Raw genomic sequence first — 16,074 nt, forward strand, 5'->3', positions numbered from 1 at the left:
CCGAGGCCAGATTATGCGAATCCCCCGGCGTTTCCTCCCACGCAGTCTGCGCCGTTTGTGTGCGTATCTGGCGGCGGGCGCGCTGGCGATCGCTCTGGCCGGCTGCGCAGGCTCGCACCGCATGACGGCGGCGAACCTGAAGCCCGCGGCGCTGGCGCCGGACGATGCTCCGCTGCACCCCAATCGCAATGCTCCTTACACCATGCCCGCGTCGGCTCCGCAGCTGGTGGCGCGGCCGACGGCCGATGACGCGGCCAACGCCGCAGCATGCGGCGATGAGGTGCTGTCCGTCTCTGAGATTGCGGCGAACGTGAACGGCGCTTACCGCTCGGTGAAGCTGGCCTTCATGAATCGCGGCGCAGCGGCATGCCGGCTGGGCGGCTATCCGGAGATTGCGCTGCTGAACGAAGGCGGCGACAGGATCGGCAGCATTGCCATCGATAAGGTTTCCACCTCGGCGATGACGGCGGAGATGACGCCCGCGGACGCGATGAAGGGCATGACGAAGACCGCTGCGGTGTCCACTCCGGCGGTTGCTGCGCCGGAGGTGGTGCTGATGCCGCACTCGGTCGCGGCCTTTCAGGTGATCTGGCAGTTCGGGCCGGAGTGTCCCGCGGTCTCGCAGATTGAAGTGACCGCGCCCGGTACGACAAAGACCTTCACCATCAGCCGTCCGCTGACGGTCTGCGCGGGACGCATTCAGGTCACGGCGCTGCAGCCGGACGCGGGCGACATCTGAAGCTCCGGCAAAGGGTCAGTCGAGAGCGTATTCAGAGACACGCAGGCTTTTTGAGAGCGGCTTTACGGCACGGCTGAAGCCGTGCCCTTCCCAAACATTCAAATAGCCTTCTGCCCGGCAGCACCGGATCTGCCGATGACAGACCCGGCACGCTGAGGGCTCCTGTTATCCCGCGATCACTTCCTGCTTCTCCGATGGAATCCTGCGGATGGCGGCTTCATCGAGGTTCAGATGAGCGGTGACCATCTGCGGCGGGAGACGGCGCAGCCAGTTGTTGAGCGAGAAGTCGGCGAAGGTATCGGCTTTGAACATCTCGAGAAAGACGAGATCGGTATCGCCGGTGTTCTCGATGTAATGACCGGCGACGGCGGGGACGAAGCCGACATCGTTGGCGTTGAAGTCCATGGTGCGCGCGCGGCCGGGCGGCATGAAGACGGTCATGCGGCCTTTGCCGGAGAGATAAAACTGCCACTCCGACGCGTTGGGATGCCAGTGCAGCTCGCGCAGCCCGCCGGGCTTCAGCGTGACCAGGCCGGCGGCGATGCTCTTCGAGACGGGAAAATTATGCGAGTCGACGACGCGGACCTCGCCGCCTGCCGTCTTTTTGGTGGGGGCCATCGCCCCCATTTTGAAGGTGTAGGAGACGGGCGAAGCGACGGAGGCTCCTCCGGCAGCGGCGCGGGCCTGTGCAAGCGAGCCGGGCACATCGGAGGGGAAGATGTAGAGCTCGTCCTTCGGCAGCTTTGCGATCTCGCTCTGCGGCAGGTTGAAGTTCTTCATCAGCACATCGGGCGGCGTGTGGGCGACCCATTCGGAGAGCAGGAAGGTGTTGTCCTCAGCGAATGCGCCTTCGTCGAAGACGAGCAGGAACTCGCAGCCGTCGGGGCCGAGGCCCTGGATGGAGTGCGGGAAGCCGGCGGGGAAGAACCAGAGATCGCCTTTGCTCACATCGTCGATGAAGATGGTTCCGTCGGGACTGAGGACGGTGATGCGGGCGCTGCCGTAGAGCATGAAGGCCCACTCGTCGGCGGTGTGCCAGTGCAGCTCGCGATAGCTGCCGGCGGTGAGGCGCATGTTTACGCCGGCGATGTCCTTTGAGAGCGGAAGCTGGCGCTGCGTGACCTCGTGCGTCCAGCCGCCCTCCTGCACGCGCTTGTGCGCGAGGTCGAAGGAGTACCAGATGGCGCCGATGTCGCCGTGGTCGGTGGGAGGCGGCATGTTCGAGGCGGGGTTCTCATCGAGCAGCGGACGGTTTTCCTGTCCGGGATTGCTGGAGGAGTGGTCGTGCTCGGCTTTGGCGGTTCCGCTCTGCTGCGCGTGCGCGGCGAGTCCGGCAAAGGCCGCGGTTGCCACGGCGACGGAACCTGCGCCGAGAAAATTTCTTCGCGAGACGGTCTGGACCGCCAACGGCTGTTCTTCCGATTCCCTGCTCACTCTGCCTGCTCTCCTTGTATGTGCTGACTGAAGCGATGGGCCGGCAAAAGGAGACATTTCATCCGCCTTTTTCAGCCGGCATGCGGACAGGTTCCAATCTATCATTCGGGTTTTGCCGTTGCGCAGACGGGATTCGCAGAGCGTGACGGAGTGCAGGATGTGGCCGCTCCGGCGACAATGGAGGCATGCCCCGCTCGCTCACTCCCGACATCCTCGTTCTCGGAGCCGGTATCGCCGGTCTGTCCGCGGCCCGCGCGCTGGCCGAATCCGGCGCACATGTGGCGCTGCTCGAAGCCCGCGACCGCGTGGGAGGCCGCGTGCATTCGGTACGGCATCCGGCGTGCGATCTGCCCTTCGAGCTGGGCGCGGAGTTCGTTCACGGCGTGCCGCCGGAGCTGCATGCGCTGATCCACGAAGCGGGGCTGACGCTCTTTGAGCGCGAGGGCGAGCACGCATGCTTTGAAAACGGCGCGTCCGCTGACTGCGAAGACGGCCGGGGCTTTTCTCTGCTGGAGCAGATGACGGGCGAACCGGACGAGACCTTTGCGGAGTGGATCGCAGCGCAGCATGCGCCGGGCCAGGCGGCGGCGTGGCTGACGGGCTATGTGGAAGGCTTCAACGCGGCCGACGCGGGCGTAATCGGCACGGCAGCTCTGGTGAAGCAGCAGCAGGCCGAGGAGGCGATCGAGGGCGGGAGAGCCTTTCGTGTGCAGGAGGGCTATCAGCGGCTGGCGGAGTTTCTGTGTGAGCGCTTTGTTGCGGCCGGAGGCGAGCTGCATCTGCAGAATGCGGTGCAGCGGGTGGAGTGGCAGCCCGGCTCGGTGCGCGTGACGACACGGCCGTCGCCTGAGAGCGGGACGCCGGATTATTCGTGGAACCGCCATCCTGTGCATACGACAGTCTTCGAGGCGCCGCGATGCGTGGTGGCGCTGCCGCTGGGCGTGCTGCAGTCGCATCGCGCGCTGATTGCGCCCGATCCGCCGGTGGCGGGCGCGGCCTTTCGCAGAATGGCGATGGGCACGGCGGTACGCATCTCGCTGCTGTTTCGCGAGGCCTTCTGGCGCGATCGCTTTCCGGATGTGAGCTTCTTCTTTACGCGCGACCTGACGCCGGGGGTGTGGTGGACGACCTCGCCGCGCACCGATCCGGTGCTGACGGCGTGGGTGGGAGGGCCGCGGGCGCTGGGTATTCCCGCAGAAATGGACCTCTTTCAGGACCTCGCGCTCAATGCGCTGGCGAGGATCTTCGGACGGCATCCGGAGACGCTGCGGCCGCTGCTGGTGGCTTCGTTCGCGCACGACTGGCAGTCAGACCCGTACAGCCGGGGCGCATACAGCTATGCGCCGAAGGGAGCGCTGCACGCCTCCGATGACCTGGCGCAGCCGGTCGAAGAGACGCTGTTCTTCGCCGGCGAGCACACCGATACGACGGGCCACTGGGGCACGGTGCACGGCGCGCTGCGGTCGGGGCTGCGCGCGGCCAGCCAGGCGCTTGCTCCGGCGGGCACTGCCAGATCATGATGGTTTCCTGTACACTGCGATCCGTTAACCGAACCTGCTTTGCGAAAGGAACGTGTCCTGTAGCCATGTTCAAAAGAAAACTTGCCTTCTATGTAATCGCTTCCATTTGCGCCGCCACCGCTCCGGTGCTTTCGGCCCAGACCGCCGCGGCGACTCCGCCGATGGGGTGGAACAGCTGGAACCACTTTGCCGGAAAGGTCACGGACGCCGATGTGCGCGCGGCCGCCGACGCCATCGTCTCGAGCGGCATGCGGGATGCCGGATACATCTACGTGAACATCGACGACACCTGGCAGGGGCAGCGCGACGCCCAGGGCGTGATCCATGCCAACAGCAAGTTTCCCGATATGAAGGCGCTTGCCGATTATGTGCATGCGAAGGGGCTGAAGATCGGCATCTACTCCTCGCCGGGGCCGAAGACCTGCGCCGGATACGAGGGCAGCTACGGACACGAGGAGCAGGACGCGAAGACCTACGCCGCGTGGGGCATGGATTACCTGAAGTACGACCTGTGCAGCTTTCGCAAAATCATGCAGCAGGAGTCGAACGGCGATCCGCAGAAGGCCTTCGATATGGAGAAGGCTGCCTATCAGAAGATGAACCGCGCGATCGAGGCCACCGGGCGTCCCATTGTCTACAGCCTGTGCCAGTACGGATGGAACAAGGTGTGGGAGTGGGGCACGGACGTGGGCGGCAACCTGTGGCGCACGACGGGCGATATCTCAGACCACTACAGCCGGATGGAAGAGATCGGCTTCGCGCAGGCCGGGCTTTCGAAGTACGCGGCGCCGGGGCACTGGAACGATCCTGACATGCTCGAAGTGGGCAACGGCGGCATGACCGCGGACGAATACCGCCAGCACATGAGCCTGTGGGCGATCCTTGCGGCTCCGCTGCTGGCCGGCAACGACCTGAGCAAAATGACGCCGGAGACGCTGAGCATTCTGCTGAACAAAGAAGTGATCGCCGTCGACCAGGATGCGATGGGCAAACAGGGCGACCGGGTTTCGGCGGTGGGTCCGAACGAGATCTGGGCGAAGCCGCTCAGCGGCGGCGCAAAGGCCGTGGCTCTGTTCAACCGCGCCGAGTCGCCGCTGCCGATGACGCTGCATCTGAGCGAGGTCGGCTTTGAGGAAAATGCGAAGCTGCGCGATCTGTGGGCGCATAAGGACGTGACGGCATCGGACGGCAGTTACACTGTAGTGGTGCCGCGCCACGGCGTGGTGATGCTGAAGATCACTCCGTAGTCGATGCCCCCATTCGCTGACGAACAACTCGCCGAAGCAGACGCGGCCAGCACCTATGGAGAAAATATTCTCCGCCGCGTCTTCTTCCGGCTGGTTCCCTTCCTCTTTCTTCTTTACGTCTTCGCCTATCTCGACCGTGTCAACATCGGCTACGCCGCGCTGTCGATCCGCCGCGACCTGCACTTCAGCGATACGGTGTACGGAGCGGGCGCGGGACTCTTCTTCCTTGGCTATGCGCTCTTCGAGATTCCGGCGAACCTGGTGCTGCTGCGCCTTGGGCCGCGGCGGTGGATCGCCCTGATCATGATGTTCTGGGGCGTGCTCTCGTCGTGCATGTCGCTGGTGCACACGCCGATGGGCTTTTATCTGGTGCGGTTTTTTCTGGGCGCGGCCGAGGCGGGATTCTTTCCCGGCATCGTGCTGTACCTGACGTGGTGGTTTCCTCCGCTGCACCGCGCGCGGGCGGTGGCATGGTTCATGGCGGCCACCACGGTGGCGGGCATTGTGGGCGCTCCGTTTTCGACCGTGCTGCTGTCGCTGCACGGAGTGGCGGGGATTGCCGGATGGAAGTGGCTCTTTCTGGGCGAGGGGCTGCCTTCGATCGTCTTCGGCATTCTGGTGCTGTTCGTTCTGGTCGATCACCCGCGCGATGCGCGCTGGCTGGCAGAAGAGGAGCGGGCGTGGCTGACGGCGGCGGTCGCTTCGCATGAGACCGGAAACGCGCATGACGGGCACCATCTGCGTCACGCCTTTTCGAGCGGGATCGTCTGGCTGCTGTCGTTCTTCTACTTCGCGATCTCGGTCGGTCTGTACGGCCTGAGCCTGTGGCTGCCGGTGATGCTGAAGCGCCTGGCGCACGTCTCCGATGAGCGGGCGATTGCGCTCAGCGCCATTCCTTACGTCTTCGCGATGGCGGCGATGCTGCTGATGGCGCGCAGCTCCGACCGCTCGGGCGAGCGGCGGCGGCATCTGGCGGCGAGCCTTGCGGTTGCGGCTGTCGGCTTTGCTCTCAGCGCGGTGCTGACCTCTCCCCTGCCGTCGGCGCTGGCGCTGATTCTGGCGGCGGCGGGCATCTGGGGCTGCTTTGGACCCTTCTGGGCGCTGCCCGCGAACAGGCTGCGGGGAACGGCGGCGGCGGGCGGCATTGCGCTGATCAATTCCATCGGCGCGCTCGGCGGCTTCTGCGGTCCGTATCTGATGGGACGGGTGAGCGACCTGACGCACAGCTTTCGCGCTGCGCTGTGGGTGACGGCGATTCTGCTGTTTTTCTCCGCGCTGCTTGCGCTGGTGCTGCTGCGCGGCTCCGCGAAGCCTGCGCACGAGGCGTAGAATGGAAGACAGCCGCTGCTGTCTGATACCCGGCAAACGACCGGACCATACTTCATCCCCCAGCCTTCATACGGACATCCATTATTTTTATGACTTCGACCAGACTGGACTCGACCACTTCGGAACCCATGTCAGAACGATCTGCTGCTACGCCCTCCTCACGCGAACTTATTTTTGATGCCTTCCGGCGCTGGGGCCATCTGCAGGCGCAGCTCGATCCGCTGGGCCAGTACCTGCTGCCCGCACCGGTTCCTGAACTCGATCTCTCCGGCGCCGATGCCGGCGATGCCCGGCGCTGCTACTGCGGCACGATCGGCGCAGAATTCATGCACATTCCCGCCCGCGAGCGGCGCGAATGGATTCAGGAACACCTCGAATCCGAGCCGGCGAAGGTGGACTCGGCCCATATTCTGGACCTGCTGACGCGGGCCGATATTTTCGAACAGGTGATTCAGTCGCGCTATCTGGGAACGAAGCGCTTTTCGCTCGAAGGCGTGACGGTGCTGATTCCCTTTCTCGACGAGCTGCTGAACCGCTCGGCGGAGCTGACGGCCGACCGCTGCGTGATGGGCATGAGCCATCGCGGACGTCTAAGCGTGATGGTGAACACCTTCGGCAAATCGGCGGCGGATATCTTTTCGCGCTTTGAAGATGTGGACCCGCGCAGCATTCTGGGCGGCGGCGACGTGAAGTACCATGTCGGCGCGACGGGCGATTATCCGACGCGCAACGGCGGAAGAATCTCGCTGCACCTGGTGTCGAACCCCAGCCATCTGGAGGCGGTCGATCCGGTGGCGATGGGACGCGCGAAGGCGCGGCAGGACCGCTACGGCGCAGACGGCATGGACCGCGTGCTGCCGGTTATCATTCACGGCGACGCAGCCTTCGCCGGCCAGGGCATCTGGGCGGAGACGATGAACCTGGGCGGCATTGACGGCTTCAGCGTGGGCGGCGGCATTCACATCATCGTGAACAATCTGATCGGCTTCACGGCAGAGCCGGACGAGTCGAACTCGTCGCGCTATTCGTCGGACCTGGCGAAGCGGCTGCCGGTGCCGATCTTCCACGTGAACGCGGAGGACCCGGCGGCGGTGGTTCGCATTGCCGCGCTGGCCGCCGAGTACCGGTACAAGTTCCACACCGATGTGGTGGTCGATCTGATCGGCTACCGCCGCCACGGCCACAGCGAAGTCGACGATCCAACGATTACGCAGCCGCTGCGCTATGCGCGCATCAAGGACCATCCGGCGCTGTATGAGATTTACGCGAAGCAGACGGGACTGGATGTGTCGGCGCGGGTGAAGGAGCTGCAGGCCGAGTTCTCCGAGGCGCAGAAGACGGCGACCACGATGCAAAAGAAGGCGCATCTGGCGCAGCTTCCCGAGTACTGGAAGGCGTATCCGGGCGGCCCGTACCGCGCGGAGTATGAAGTGGAGACGGGGCTGGACAAGGAAGCGGTCGACCGGCTGGCGCAGGGGCTTGCGTCGTTTCCCGAGGGATTCCACATTCATCCCAAGATCAAAAAGCTGCTGGAGCAGCGCGCCGAGATGGGCCACGGCAAACGTCCGTTCGACTACGGCATGGCCGAGGCGGTGGCCTTTGCGTCGCTCGTCACTGCGGGCACGCCGGTACGCCTGAGCGGGCAGGACAGCCAGCGCGGCACCTTCAACCAGCGGCACAGCGTGCTGATCGACATTGAGAATGAGCGTCCGTGGATTCCACTGAACCATCTGAACGAGAACCAGGCGACGTTTTCGGTCTATAACTCGATACTCTCCGAAGCCGGCGTGATGGGCTTCGAATACGGGTACAGCCGCGATTATCCCGAGACTCTGGTGCTGTGGGAGGCGCAGTTCGGCGACTTCGCCAACGGCGCGCAGATCGTGATCGATCAGTTCATCTCAGCCGGTGAAGACAAGTGGGGACTGCTGAGCGGGCTGGTGCTGCTGCTGCCGCACGGCTACGAAGGCCAGGGACCGGAGCATTCGAGCGCCCGCATCGAGCGCTACCTGCAGCTCGCGGCGCGCGACAATATTCAGATCTGCCAGCCTTCGACGGCGGCGCAGTATTTCCATCTGCTGCGGCGGCAGGCGCTGCGCCCGTGGCGGAAGCCGCTGGTGGTCTTCACGCCGAAGAGCATGCTGCGCCATCCGGACGCGGTCTCTCCGATTGCCGACTTTGCGCAGCCGCGCTTCCGCAATGTGCTGCCGGAGACAGGGATTCAGAATGCGGAGCGGCTGCTGCTGTGCACGGGCAAGATCGGGCACGATCTGCGCGTGGAGCGGCAGAAGCGCGGCGACGGCACGACGGGCATCCTCTTCCTCGAACAGCTTTATCCGTGGCCCGAGGCGGAGCTGAAGGCCGCGATTGAGGCTCATCCGGGCGCGACGGAGCTGGTATGGGTGCAGGAAGAGCCGGAGAATATGGGCGCGCTCTCCTTCGTGATGCCACGCCTGCGCCGCCTCTTCCGCGACCGGCAGGTGCTCAGCATCAAGCGCTCGGCTGCCGCCAGCCCCGCAACCGGCTCGGCCAAAGCGCACGAGATGGAACAGCGCACGCTGATCGAGCTGGCTCTGGGACCGGGGCTGAAGGAAAAGGCGAGTCATTGAAGGCAGGGATCAGGGATTAGGGATTAGGGATTAGCCATCAGAATTCAGGATGAGATGTGCATCTTTACAGATGACTGCTCCATGTTGATTGCCCTTTTTCCATCACCTGCATGCAAAAGCAAAAAAGCGTCACCGTAATGGTGACGCTTTTGCTTTTTCCTGTACCCTGCGCTCTGAGCCCTGCGTGCTGCGTTACGCGTGGAGATGCATCTCCCAGCCGAGGTAGCGAACGGCGGCCTCGTAAACGGGGCTGGCCACCTTCGAGAAGTTGGCCGCGACGTGGTGCTCGAAGCCGGTCTCGCAGATGTAGTGCAGCAGCTTCTGCAGATTCGGAATCTTCACCACACCGGCGCCCCCGAAGGTCTCGAGCGGATCGTTCGTGAATTCGCCTTCGCCGATATAACCACGAATCTTTCCGTGATAGTCGTCGGTCGAGAAGCGGACATAGCTCATCGCGCCGGCCTTTACGCGGCCCACGCAGGTGCCGAAGGTGTTTTCCTTGCCGACCGTGCCGGCGATGATCTCCTGGAAGTCCATGACGACATCGGCGAAGAAGTGCTTCGGCAGGTTGGAGCAGTGGAAGCAGACGGCTTTATCCGGATCGTCGCCGTAGTTGTTGTTCCAGTCGAGCAGGGCGCTCGGCGTCTCGGATGCGAGAGCGAGGGCGTACATGCTGAGCGTGCCGGCCACGTCGGTCTCGCAGGCGCTCGAGAAGAGGTTCTCGCTCATCATGCTCATGACCGTGCAGGGCACGACGCCGAAGTACTCCTCCATCGAGGTCCAGCACTGGATGGCGCTGACGGTGCAGTGCGTCTGCTGCATCCAGGTATCGATAACCGCGCCGAGCTTCGCCATCTTCATCAGCGCTTCCTGGGGAATGCCCTTCGTGGCGACGTAGGAGTTGATGGCGGCGAGCTTGGCCTGGGTGGCGTCGTCGTTGTCCTTCAGGCGGGCGACGCGGCCCATGACCTCGGAGAGGTCGAGCGTCTCGACCGAGATGCCGGAGCGCTCGAGCAGGCGCTCGCTGTAGCGCACCGTGTTGAAGGCCGCGGGGCGCGCGCCGATGGCGCCGATGCGCAGGTTGCTGAAGCCGTCGACGACGCGGCAGACGGCGGAGAACCATTCGAGATCCCTGCGGAACTCGTCGGAGTCGGGCTGGACGGTATGCGACTTCGTCAGCGAATACGGAATGCCGTACTGCATGAGGTTGTTACAGGCCGACATCTTGCCGCAGAAGCTGTCGCGGCGATGCGAGATCTTCATGATGTCTTTGCGGTCGGGCGTGGCCTGGATGAGAACGGGCACCTTCAGCGTCGAGAGACGGATGGCGTCGGCGATGCCGCGCTCGTCGCCGAAGTTGGGCAGCGTGACGAGGATGCCGTCGATCTCGTCGCGGTGTTTGCGGAAGAGCTCGCCGCAGCGGCGGGCCTCTTCATGGGTTTCGACGGCGCCGTACTTCGACTGCTCGGGGGTGAGAGCGATCACTTTGATCCCCGCTTTTTCCAGAACGCCCAGCATCTCCTCGCGCCCCTCTTTTGCGAGGTGGTCGGGGAAAAAGCCGCGATTGCCAACGATAAGTCCGAAAGTAAGTTGCTTCTTCATAAGTCCGGTTTCAGCTCCTGATCCTGTCTGTAACTTCGGTGCGCGGAGAAACGGCCTTCGCTCTTAACGTACGCGGGGCCAGAAACGAATGGTGTAGATCAGTCCTCCCACGCCCATCAGAGCGCCCCACCAGATGGCGGGATGGAACTGGTTGTAGAGCACCGGCGGATGAACCAGAGGATGGGAGAGCTCCCATAATCCGGTGACGGTGATAATCGCGCCATAGATCAGGAAGAGAACGCCGGAAAAAAACCAGATCGAAATGGGTTCACGCATGATTGTCTGCTCCGCCTTACCAGAAGATGATATTGAGCGCGATGAAGACGACGGCAATCAGGGCCGCCCATACGATGGGCTTCTGATACCAGTGATCGTCGCGCTCCTCGGGAATTTTGGTGGCTCCGTAGACGAGCCCCTCGAGCTCGGCCTCGGGCCGGGGTTTGGTCATCAGGCTCACGACCACGGTGACAATTACGCAGGCCAGCCAGGACCACAGAGCGCGGTACATGTCTTCAGCCAGAGCTTTCGCGTCGGGCGAGAGCGCCACATAGCGCAGCGCCGAAGGATCGTGGCGCACCCACGACCACAGCCCGATGGCCGTGCCGGTACCGGCGAGCAGACCCCAGAAGCCGCCCGCTTTGGTGGCCCGCTTCCACAGCATGCCAAGGATCACAGTGCCGAAGAGCGGCGCGATGAAGAAGCTGAAGAGACCCTGCACGTAGTCCATGATGCTGGCCGCGTGCTGCACCAGATAGGCCGTGCCCACGGAGATGAGCACGCCGATAAAGGTGCACCAGCGGCCCATCGAGACATAATGCCGGTCGCTCGCCTTCTTATTCAGAAAGGCGCCGTAGATATCGTAGGTCCAGACGGTGGCGAAGGCGCTGACGTTGCCGGCCATGCCGGACATGAAGCCGGCGATCAGCGCGGTGACGCCGAGGCCGAGCAGGCCCGGTCCGCAGTAGCGCACCAGCATCAGCGGCAGCACCTCGTTGTAGCTGTGCTGGCCGGAGGCGACGGCCTGAGCTTCGCCGACCAGATGAAAGGGCAGCGCGGAGAGAGCGATGAGGCCGGGCAGGATGACGATGAACGGCACCATCATCTTGAAGGCCGCGCCGATGATGGGAGCCATGCGCGCCGAGCGCAGGTTGTTCGCGGAGAGCACGCGCTGGACGACGAGAAAGTCGGTGGTCCAGTAGCCGAAGCTGGTCACGAGGCCGAGCCCGAAGACGAGGCCGGTCCAGTGAATGCCCATGGGGTTATCACGGAAGTGCCCGGTGGTGCTCCACAGGTGGGTGTAGTCGGTGCTGCCGAGGCGGACGGCGATCTGCGCCTTCAGGTTGCTCCAGCCGCCGACCTCGATGATGCCCATGATCGGCACGAGCAGCGCGCCGAGCCAGATGAGCAGGAACTGCAGGACCTCGTTGTAAATGGCCGAGCGCAGTCCGCCGAGGGCGACGTAGATGGCGACGGTGATCGAAGAGATCCAGATGCTGAAGTTGAGGTTCCAGCCGAGGACCACCTTCATCACGATGGCCATCGCATACATATTGATGCCGCTCATCAGCACGGTCATGAAGGCGAAGCTGATGGCCGAGATGGCGCGGGTGCCGTCGCCGAAGCGCAGGTGCAGATATCCGGGAACCGAGTTGACCTTCGAGATGTAATAGAACGGCATCATCACGATGCCGAGGAAGAGCATGGCGGGGATGGCGCCGATCCAGTACCAGTGCGTGGCGAGAATGCCGTACTGGTAGGCCGAGCCCGCCCATCCCATCAGCTCAAGCGACCCAAGGTTTGCCGAGACGAAGCTGAGACCGGCGATCCACGCCGTCATCTCGCGTCCCGCCATGAAAAATTCCTCGCTGGTGTTCGAGGAGCCCTTCAGATAAAAGCCGATGAAGATCACGATCGCGAAATAGACCGCGATCACGGCTATATCGACTCCGCTGAGCTTTACCAGCGACGACGACAGCATCGCGCAGAGCGCTGCCGGGTTTGTGATTGCAAAGTGCATGCCTGGTCCTGCCTCAATCCGCCTGAAAGTCGTGCTTCAAATTCATAAACCGAAAATATGCCGATGGAGCCGGCGCGTATCGCAGAGAGATGCCTCTATCTGCCGTTCATTCTGATTTCTGCCTGTACATCCGTATATCTTTATCTGTCTTTACTTCGTATATCTTTATTTGTCCGTACTTCTTATATCTTTATTTGTCCGTACTTCTTATATCTTTATTTGTCCGGACTTCGTATATCTTTACTGCCCGTACGTCGCTTTTGCGCCGTGCTTGCGAAAATAATGGCGGTCCTGCAGCGCCTGCGAGATACCCGCTCCCTCAGCATTCAGAGTAACCGTATAGAAGGCCATCCGGGCCACCGCCTCGAGCACTACGGCGTGATAAGCAGCCGCGGCCGGCGTTTTGCCCCACGCGAACGGGGCGTGTCCGGCAACGAGAACGGCCGGAACGGCGTCCGGATCAAGATTCTGCTCGCGAAAGCGGCGCGCGATGGCGACGCCGGTGTTCAGAACATAGTCGCCGCCGATCTCCTCCGCGTTCAGCTCATCGGTGACCGGAACCGGCCCATAGAAGTAGTCGGCGTGCGTGGTTCCGAAGGAAGGAATGCTGCGCCCGGCCTGAGCCCAGGCGGTGGCGAACTCGGAGTGCGTGTGGACCACGCCGCCGATGGTGGGAAACTCGCGATAGAGGAAGAGATGCGTGGCGAGATCGGAGGAGGGGCGAAGCGAGCCTTCGACGATCTTTCCGTCGAGATCGGTGAGCACCATGTCCGACGGCTTCATGGATTCATACGGCACGCCGCTCGGCTTGATGGCCACCAGTCCCTGTTCGCGGTCGATGCCGCTTGCATTTCCAAAGGTATAAAGAACGAGCCCGCGGCGAACGATTTCGAGATTCGCTTCGAGCACCTGCTCGCGCAGAGATTCCAGCATGCTGTGGCCTGGCCTTTCGCCGCAAATGAGGCAATTGTACTAAATCGGTTTAACCGTATTCTTTCGGGCAAACGTTTACTGGCTTTTTGAAGCTATGCGTTTTACACTTGCCAAGTCAAGCCGAAAGCCCATGTCTGCCGTCAAACGTAAGCCAAGACAACCCGTTGCAGGCCGCAAGCGCCTCGATATCCGCGATGTGGCGCATCATGCGCGCGTCTCCATTGCCACCGTTTCACGCACTATTAACCGTGTGCCGACTGTCGACCAGGAGCTGGCGAAGCGCGTCTGGAAGGCGATCGAAGAGCTGAATTATTTTCCCAACACGCAGGCGCGCGCTCTGGTCTCCGGCCGCAGCCACCTGATGGGACTGCTGATCTCGGAGATCACGAACCCGTTCTTCCCGGAGCTGATTCAGGGCTTCGAGGAGATTGCGGTGAAGAACGGCTACGAGATTCTGATCGGCTCGACCAGCTACGACCTCGAGCGCATGGATACCTGCATCCGGCGCATGCTGGAGCGCAACGTGGACGGCGTGGCGGTGATGACCTTCGGCATCGAAGAACCGCTGCTCGAGGAGTTTGCCTCGCGCAATATTCCGATGGTCTTCGTCGATTCCGGTCCGCCGAGTCCGCTGGTGAGCGCGCTGGTGGTGAATTACCGGCACGGGATTCGCGAAGGCGTGCAGCACCTGGCGGCGCTGGGCCATCGCCATCTGGGCTTCATCAGCGGCCCGTTGCAGCAGCGGTCGTGCCAGCTGCGCAAGGCGGCCTTTCTGGACTGCTGCGCGGAGATCGGTCTGAAGCCGCTCGACGCATGGCTGGTGGAGGGCGATCACACGCTCGAGGGCGGCATGCGCGCCATGGAGCGGCTGCTGGCCGCGAAGGAACATCCCACCGCCGTGATGTGCTCGAACGATATGACGGCCATCGGCGCGCTGCGCGTGCTGTCGCACAAGGGGATGAACGTTCCGGAAGATCTTTCGATCATCGGCTTCGACGACATCCATCTGGCCGAGTTCGTCCATCCGCCGCTGACCACGGTGCGCATGTCGCGCACCGACCTGGCGCGCGCCGCGTTTGAGGCGCTGCGCAGCCATATCGAAAAGCCGGACCAGCCGGCGCTGCCCAGCCGCTATCCGGTGACGACCAGGCTGACGGTGCGGCAGTCGACCAGCTATCCGCCGGGCGTTTCCATCTCGAACGGTAAACGGACGGTCACGCGAAAGCGGAAGACGGCGGCCAAATAGAGGATCAGCAGACGAGGTGGCCGCGGGTGAGCTTCAGCCCGTCGAGCCTTCCGAGCAGCGTCACCGCAACCAGGTCAGGCCGGAAGAGCGCATTGGCCATCTGCATGACCTGCTCTACGGTGACCCGCTCCACCTTGTCGAGAATCTCCTGCAGGCCGAAGAAGTAGTCGAAGTACATCTGCTGGCGGGCTAGGTTCGACATGCGCGACATGGAGCTTTCGAGCGAGAGCAGAAGATTGCCCTTGAGCTGATCCTTGGCGCGGCGCAGCTCGTCGGCGGCGAGGGGCTCGGTCTTCAGGCGGCGGAACTCGGCCATGACCAGCTCGACGACCTGCACGGCCTTGTCGGACGAGGTGCCGGCATAGACGCAGAGGGAGCCGGTGTCGCGGTAGGGATTGAGATCGCTGTAGATCGCATAGGCGAGGCCGCGCTCTTCGCGGACCGTCTGAAAGAGGCGCGAGCTCATGCCGCCGCCGAGGATGGTATTGAGCAGAAGCGTGACGTAGCGCGATTCGTCGCCGATCGGCGGCGCGGGCACGCCGAGACACAACTGCACCTGCTCGAGGCTCTTCTTGTTGCGCAGATTGATGCGCGCGGCGGTAGTGGGCGGAGGGCCGGAGTACTTCGACTCGCCGGCGGGGAGGCCTTCGAAGCGCCGCACCACATGCTCCACAAAGCTGTCGTGCTCGAGGTTACCGGCCGCGGTGAAGACCATGTTTCCGCCGAGGAAGCGCTGCTCGTAAAAACCGATCAGGGTTTCGCGCTCGAATTTGCGGACGGTCTCGCGGGTGCCGAGGATGGGCTTGCCGAGCGGATGGTCCTTCCAGAAGTTCTGGGTGAAGATCTCGTGCACCAGATAGTCGGGATTGTCCTCGTCCATCTTGATCTCTTCGAGGATCACGCCGCGCTCGCGGGTGATCTCGTCGTCGGCGAAGACGGGATTGAGGACCAGATCGGAGAGGACGTCCAGGGCCGTCGGCACGTGCTCGTCGAGCACCTTCATGTTGAAGCAGACGGTCTCCTTGCCGGTGAAGGCGTCGAGATTGCCGCCGATGGCGTCGACTTCGCGGGCGATGCGCTGCGCGGAGCGCGATTTGGTGCCCTTGAAGACCATATGCTCAATGAAATGGGAGATGCCGTTCACCTCCGGCAGCTCGTGGCGCGATCCGTTGCGGACCCACACGCCCATGGCGACGGAACGCACGTGCTCCATCTTTTCGGTCAGCAGCGTCAGGCCATTCGACAGTACGGTGCGGCGGATATTGCGATTCGGATCCATATCTTCGGTAGTCATTAGACGAACCTGACTTTCTTTCGGGGGCCTGCTGTTCAAAAAGCCGGTCCTGCGATTTTGATTCCGGGAACAATCCGGGGGCGGGGTGCACAGCAAAGGCTTCT

The 16,074-nt window shown here is 63.0% G+C and carries 12 protein-coding genes; 6 read left to right on the forward strand and 6 right to left on the reverse strand.

Features of this window, described 5'->3' with window-relative positions; translation table 11 throughout:
* Nucleotides 1-55 precede the first annotated feature (55 nt).
* Nucleotides 56-739: a DUF4232 domain-containing protein gene (locus D0Y96_RS16980; RefSeq protein WP_158562453.1), complete on the forward strand. Its 684-nt coding sequence runs from the start codon at nt 56-58 to the stop codon at nt 737-739.
* A 165-nt stretch (nt 740-904) separates the two neighbouring features.
* On the opposite strand, the gene D0Y96_RS16985 is transcribed toward D0Y96_RS16980, so the two are convergent.
* On the reverse strand, nt 905-2,146 hold the full coding sequence (locus D0Y96_RS16985) for a cupin domain-containing protein (RefSeq protein ID WP_252263881.1): 1,242 nt from the start codon (nt 2,144-2,146) through the stop codon (nt 905-907).
* Between the two features lie 212 nt (nt 2,147-2,358).
* On the opposite strand from D0Y96_RS16985, the gene D0Y96_RS16990 reads away from it, so the two are divergent.
* From D0Y96_RS16990 to D0Y96_RS17005, 4 genes are all read left to right on the forward strand, one after another.
* On the forward strand, nt 2,359-3,693 hold the full coding sequence (locus tag D0Y96_RS16990) for a flavin monoamine oxidase family protein (RefSeq protein ID WP_117302292.1): 1,335 nt from the start codon (nt 2,359-2,361) through the stop codon (nt 3,691-3,693).
* 65 nt (nt 3,694-3,758) lie between these two features.
* Entirely contained in the window at nt 3,759-4,940 is a 1,182-nt protein-coding gene (locus D0Y96_RS16995) for a glycoside hydrolase family 27 protein (protein WP_117302294.1), read from the forward strand.
* Between the two features lie 3 nt (nt 4,941-4,943).
* Nucleotides 4,944-6,269, forward strand: coding sequence for an MFS transporter (locus D0Y96_RS17000; RefSeq protein ID WP_117302296.1), 1,326 nt, complete (start codon nt 4,944-4,946; stop codon nt 6,267-6,269).
* Nucleotides 6,270-6,397: 128 nt separating this feature from the next.
* Entirely contained in the window at nt 6,398-8,878 is a 2,481-nt protein-coding gene (locus D0Y96_RS17005; RefSeq protein WP_252263882.1) for a 2-oxoglutarate dehydrogenase E1 component, read from the forward strand.
* Between the two features lie 192 nt (nt 8,879-9,070).
* Here D0Y96_RS17005 and D0Y96_RS17010 read toward each other — a convergent pair whose 3' ends face one another.
* The 4 genes from D0Y96_RS17010 to D0Y96_RS17025 form a co-directional block, all read right to left on the reverse strand.
* The gene (locus D0Y96_RS17010) at nt 9,071-10,480 is read right to left on the reverse strand and encodes an L-fucose/L-arabinose isomerase family protein (protein ID WP_117302300.1); all 1,410 of its coding nucleotides are present in this window, start codon (nt 10,478-10,480) and stop codon (nt 9,071-9,073) included.
* Nucleotides 10,481-10,543: 63 nt separating this feature from the next.
* Nucleotides 10,544-10,756, reverse strand: a complete 213-nt coding sequence (locus tag D0Y96_RS17015) for a hypothetical protein (RefSeq protein ID WP_117302302.1) — start codon at nt 10,754-10,756, stop codon at nt 10,544-10,546.
* Between the two features lie 16 nt (nt 10,757-10,772).
* The gene (locus tag D0Y96_RS17020; protein WP_252263883.1) at nt 10,773-12,497 is read right to left on the reverse strand and encodes a sodium:solute symporter family protein; all 1,725 of its coding nucleotides are present in this window, start codon (nt 12,495-12,497) and stop codon (nt 10,773-10,775) included.
* A gap of 240 nt (nt 12,498-12,737) precedes the next feature.
* The gene (locus D0Y96_RS17025) at nt 12,738-13,430 is read right to left on the reverse strand and encodes an L-ribulose-5-phosphate 4-epimerase (RefSeq protein ID WP_117302304.1); all 693 of its coding nucleotides are present in this window, start codon (nt 13,428-13,430) and stop codon (nt 12,738-12,740) included.
* A 130-nt stretch (nt 13,431-13,560) separates the two neighbouring features.
* On the opposite strand from D0Y96_RS17025, the gene D0Y96_RS17030 reads away from it, so the two are divergent.
* On the forward strand, nt 13,561-14,676 hold the full coding sequence (locus D0Y96_RS17030) for a LacI family DNA-binding transcriptional regulator (RefSeq protein ID WP_117302306.1): 1,116 nt from the start codon (nt 13,561-13,563) through the stop codon (nt 14,674-14,676).
* 4 nt (nt 14,677-14,680) lie between these two features.
* On the opposite strand, the gene D0Y96_RS17035 is transcribed toward D0Y96_RS17030, so the two are convergent.
* The gene (locus D0Y96_RS17035; protein WP_117302710.1) at nt 14,681-15,955 is read right to left on the reverse strand and encodes a M16 family metallopeptidase; all 1,275 of its coding nucleotides are present in this window, start codon (nt 15,953-15,955) and stop codon (nt 14,681-14,683) included.
* Nucleotides 15,956-16,074 lie beyond the last annotated feature (119 nt).

The organism is Paracidobacterium acidisoli, assembly GCF_003428625.2.
GTDB lineage: Bacteria > Acidobacteriota > Terriglobia > Terriglobales > Acidobacteriaceae > Paracidobacterium > Paracidobacterium acidisoli.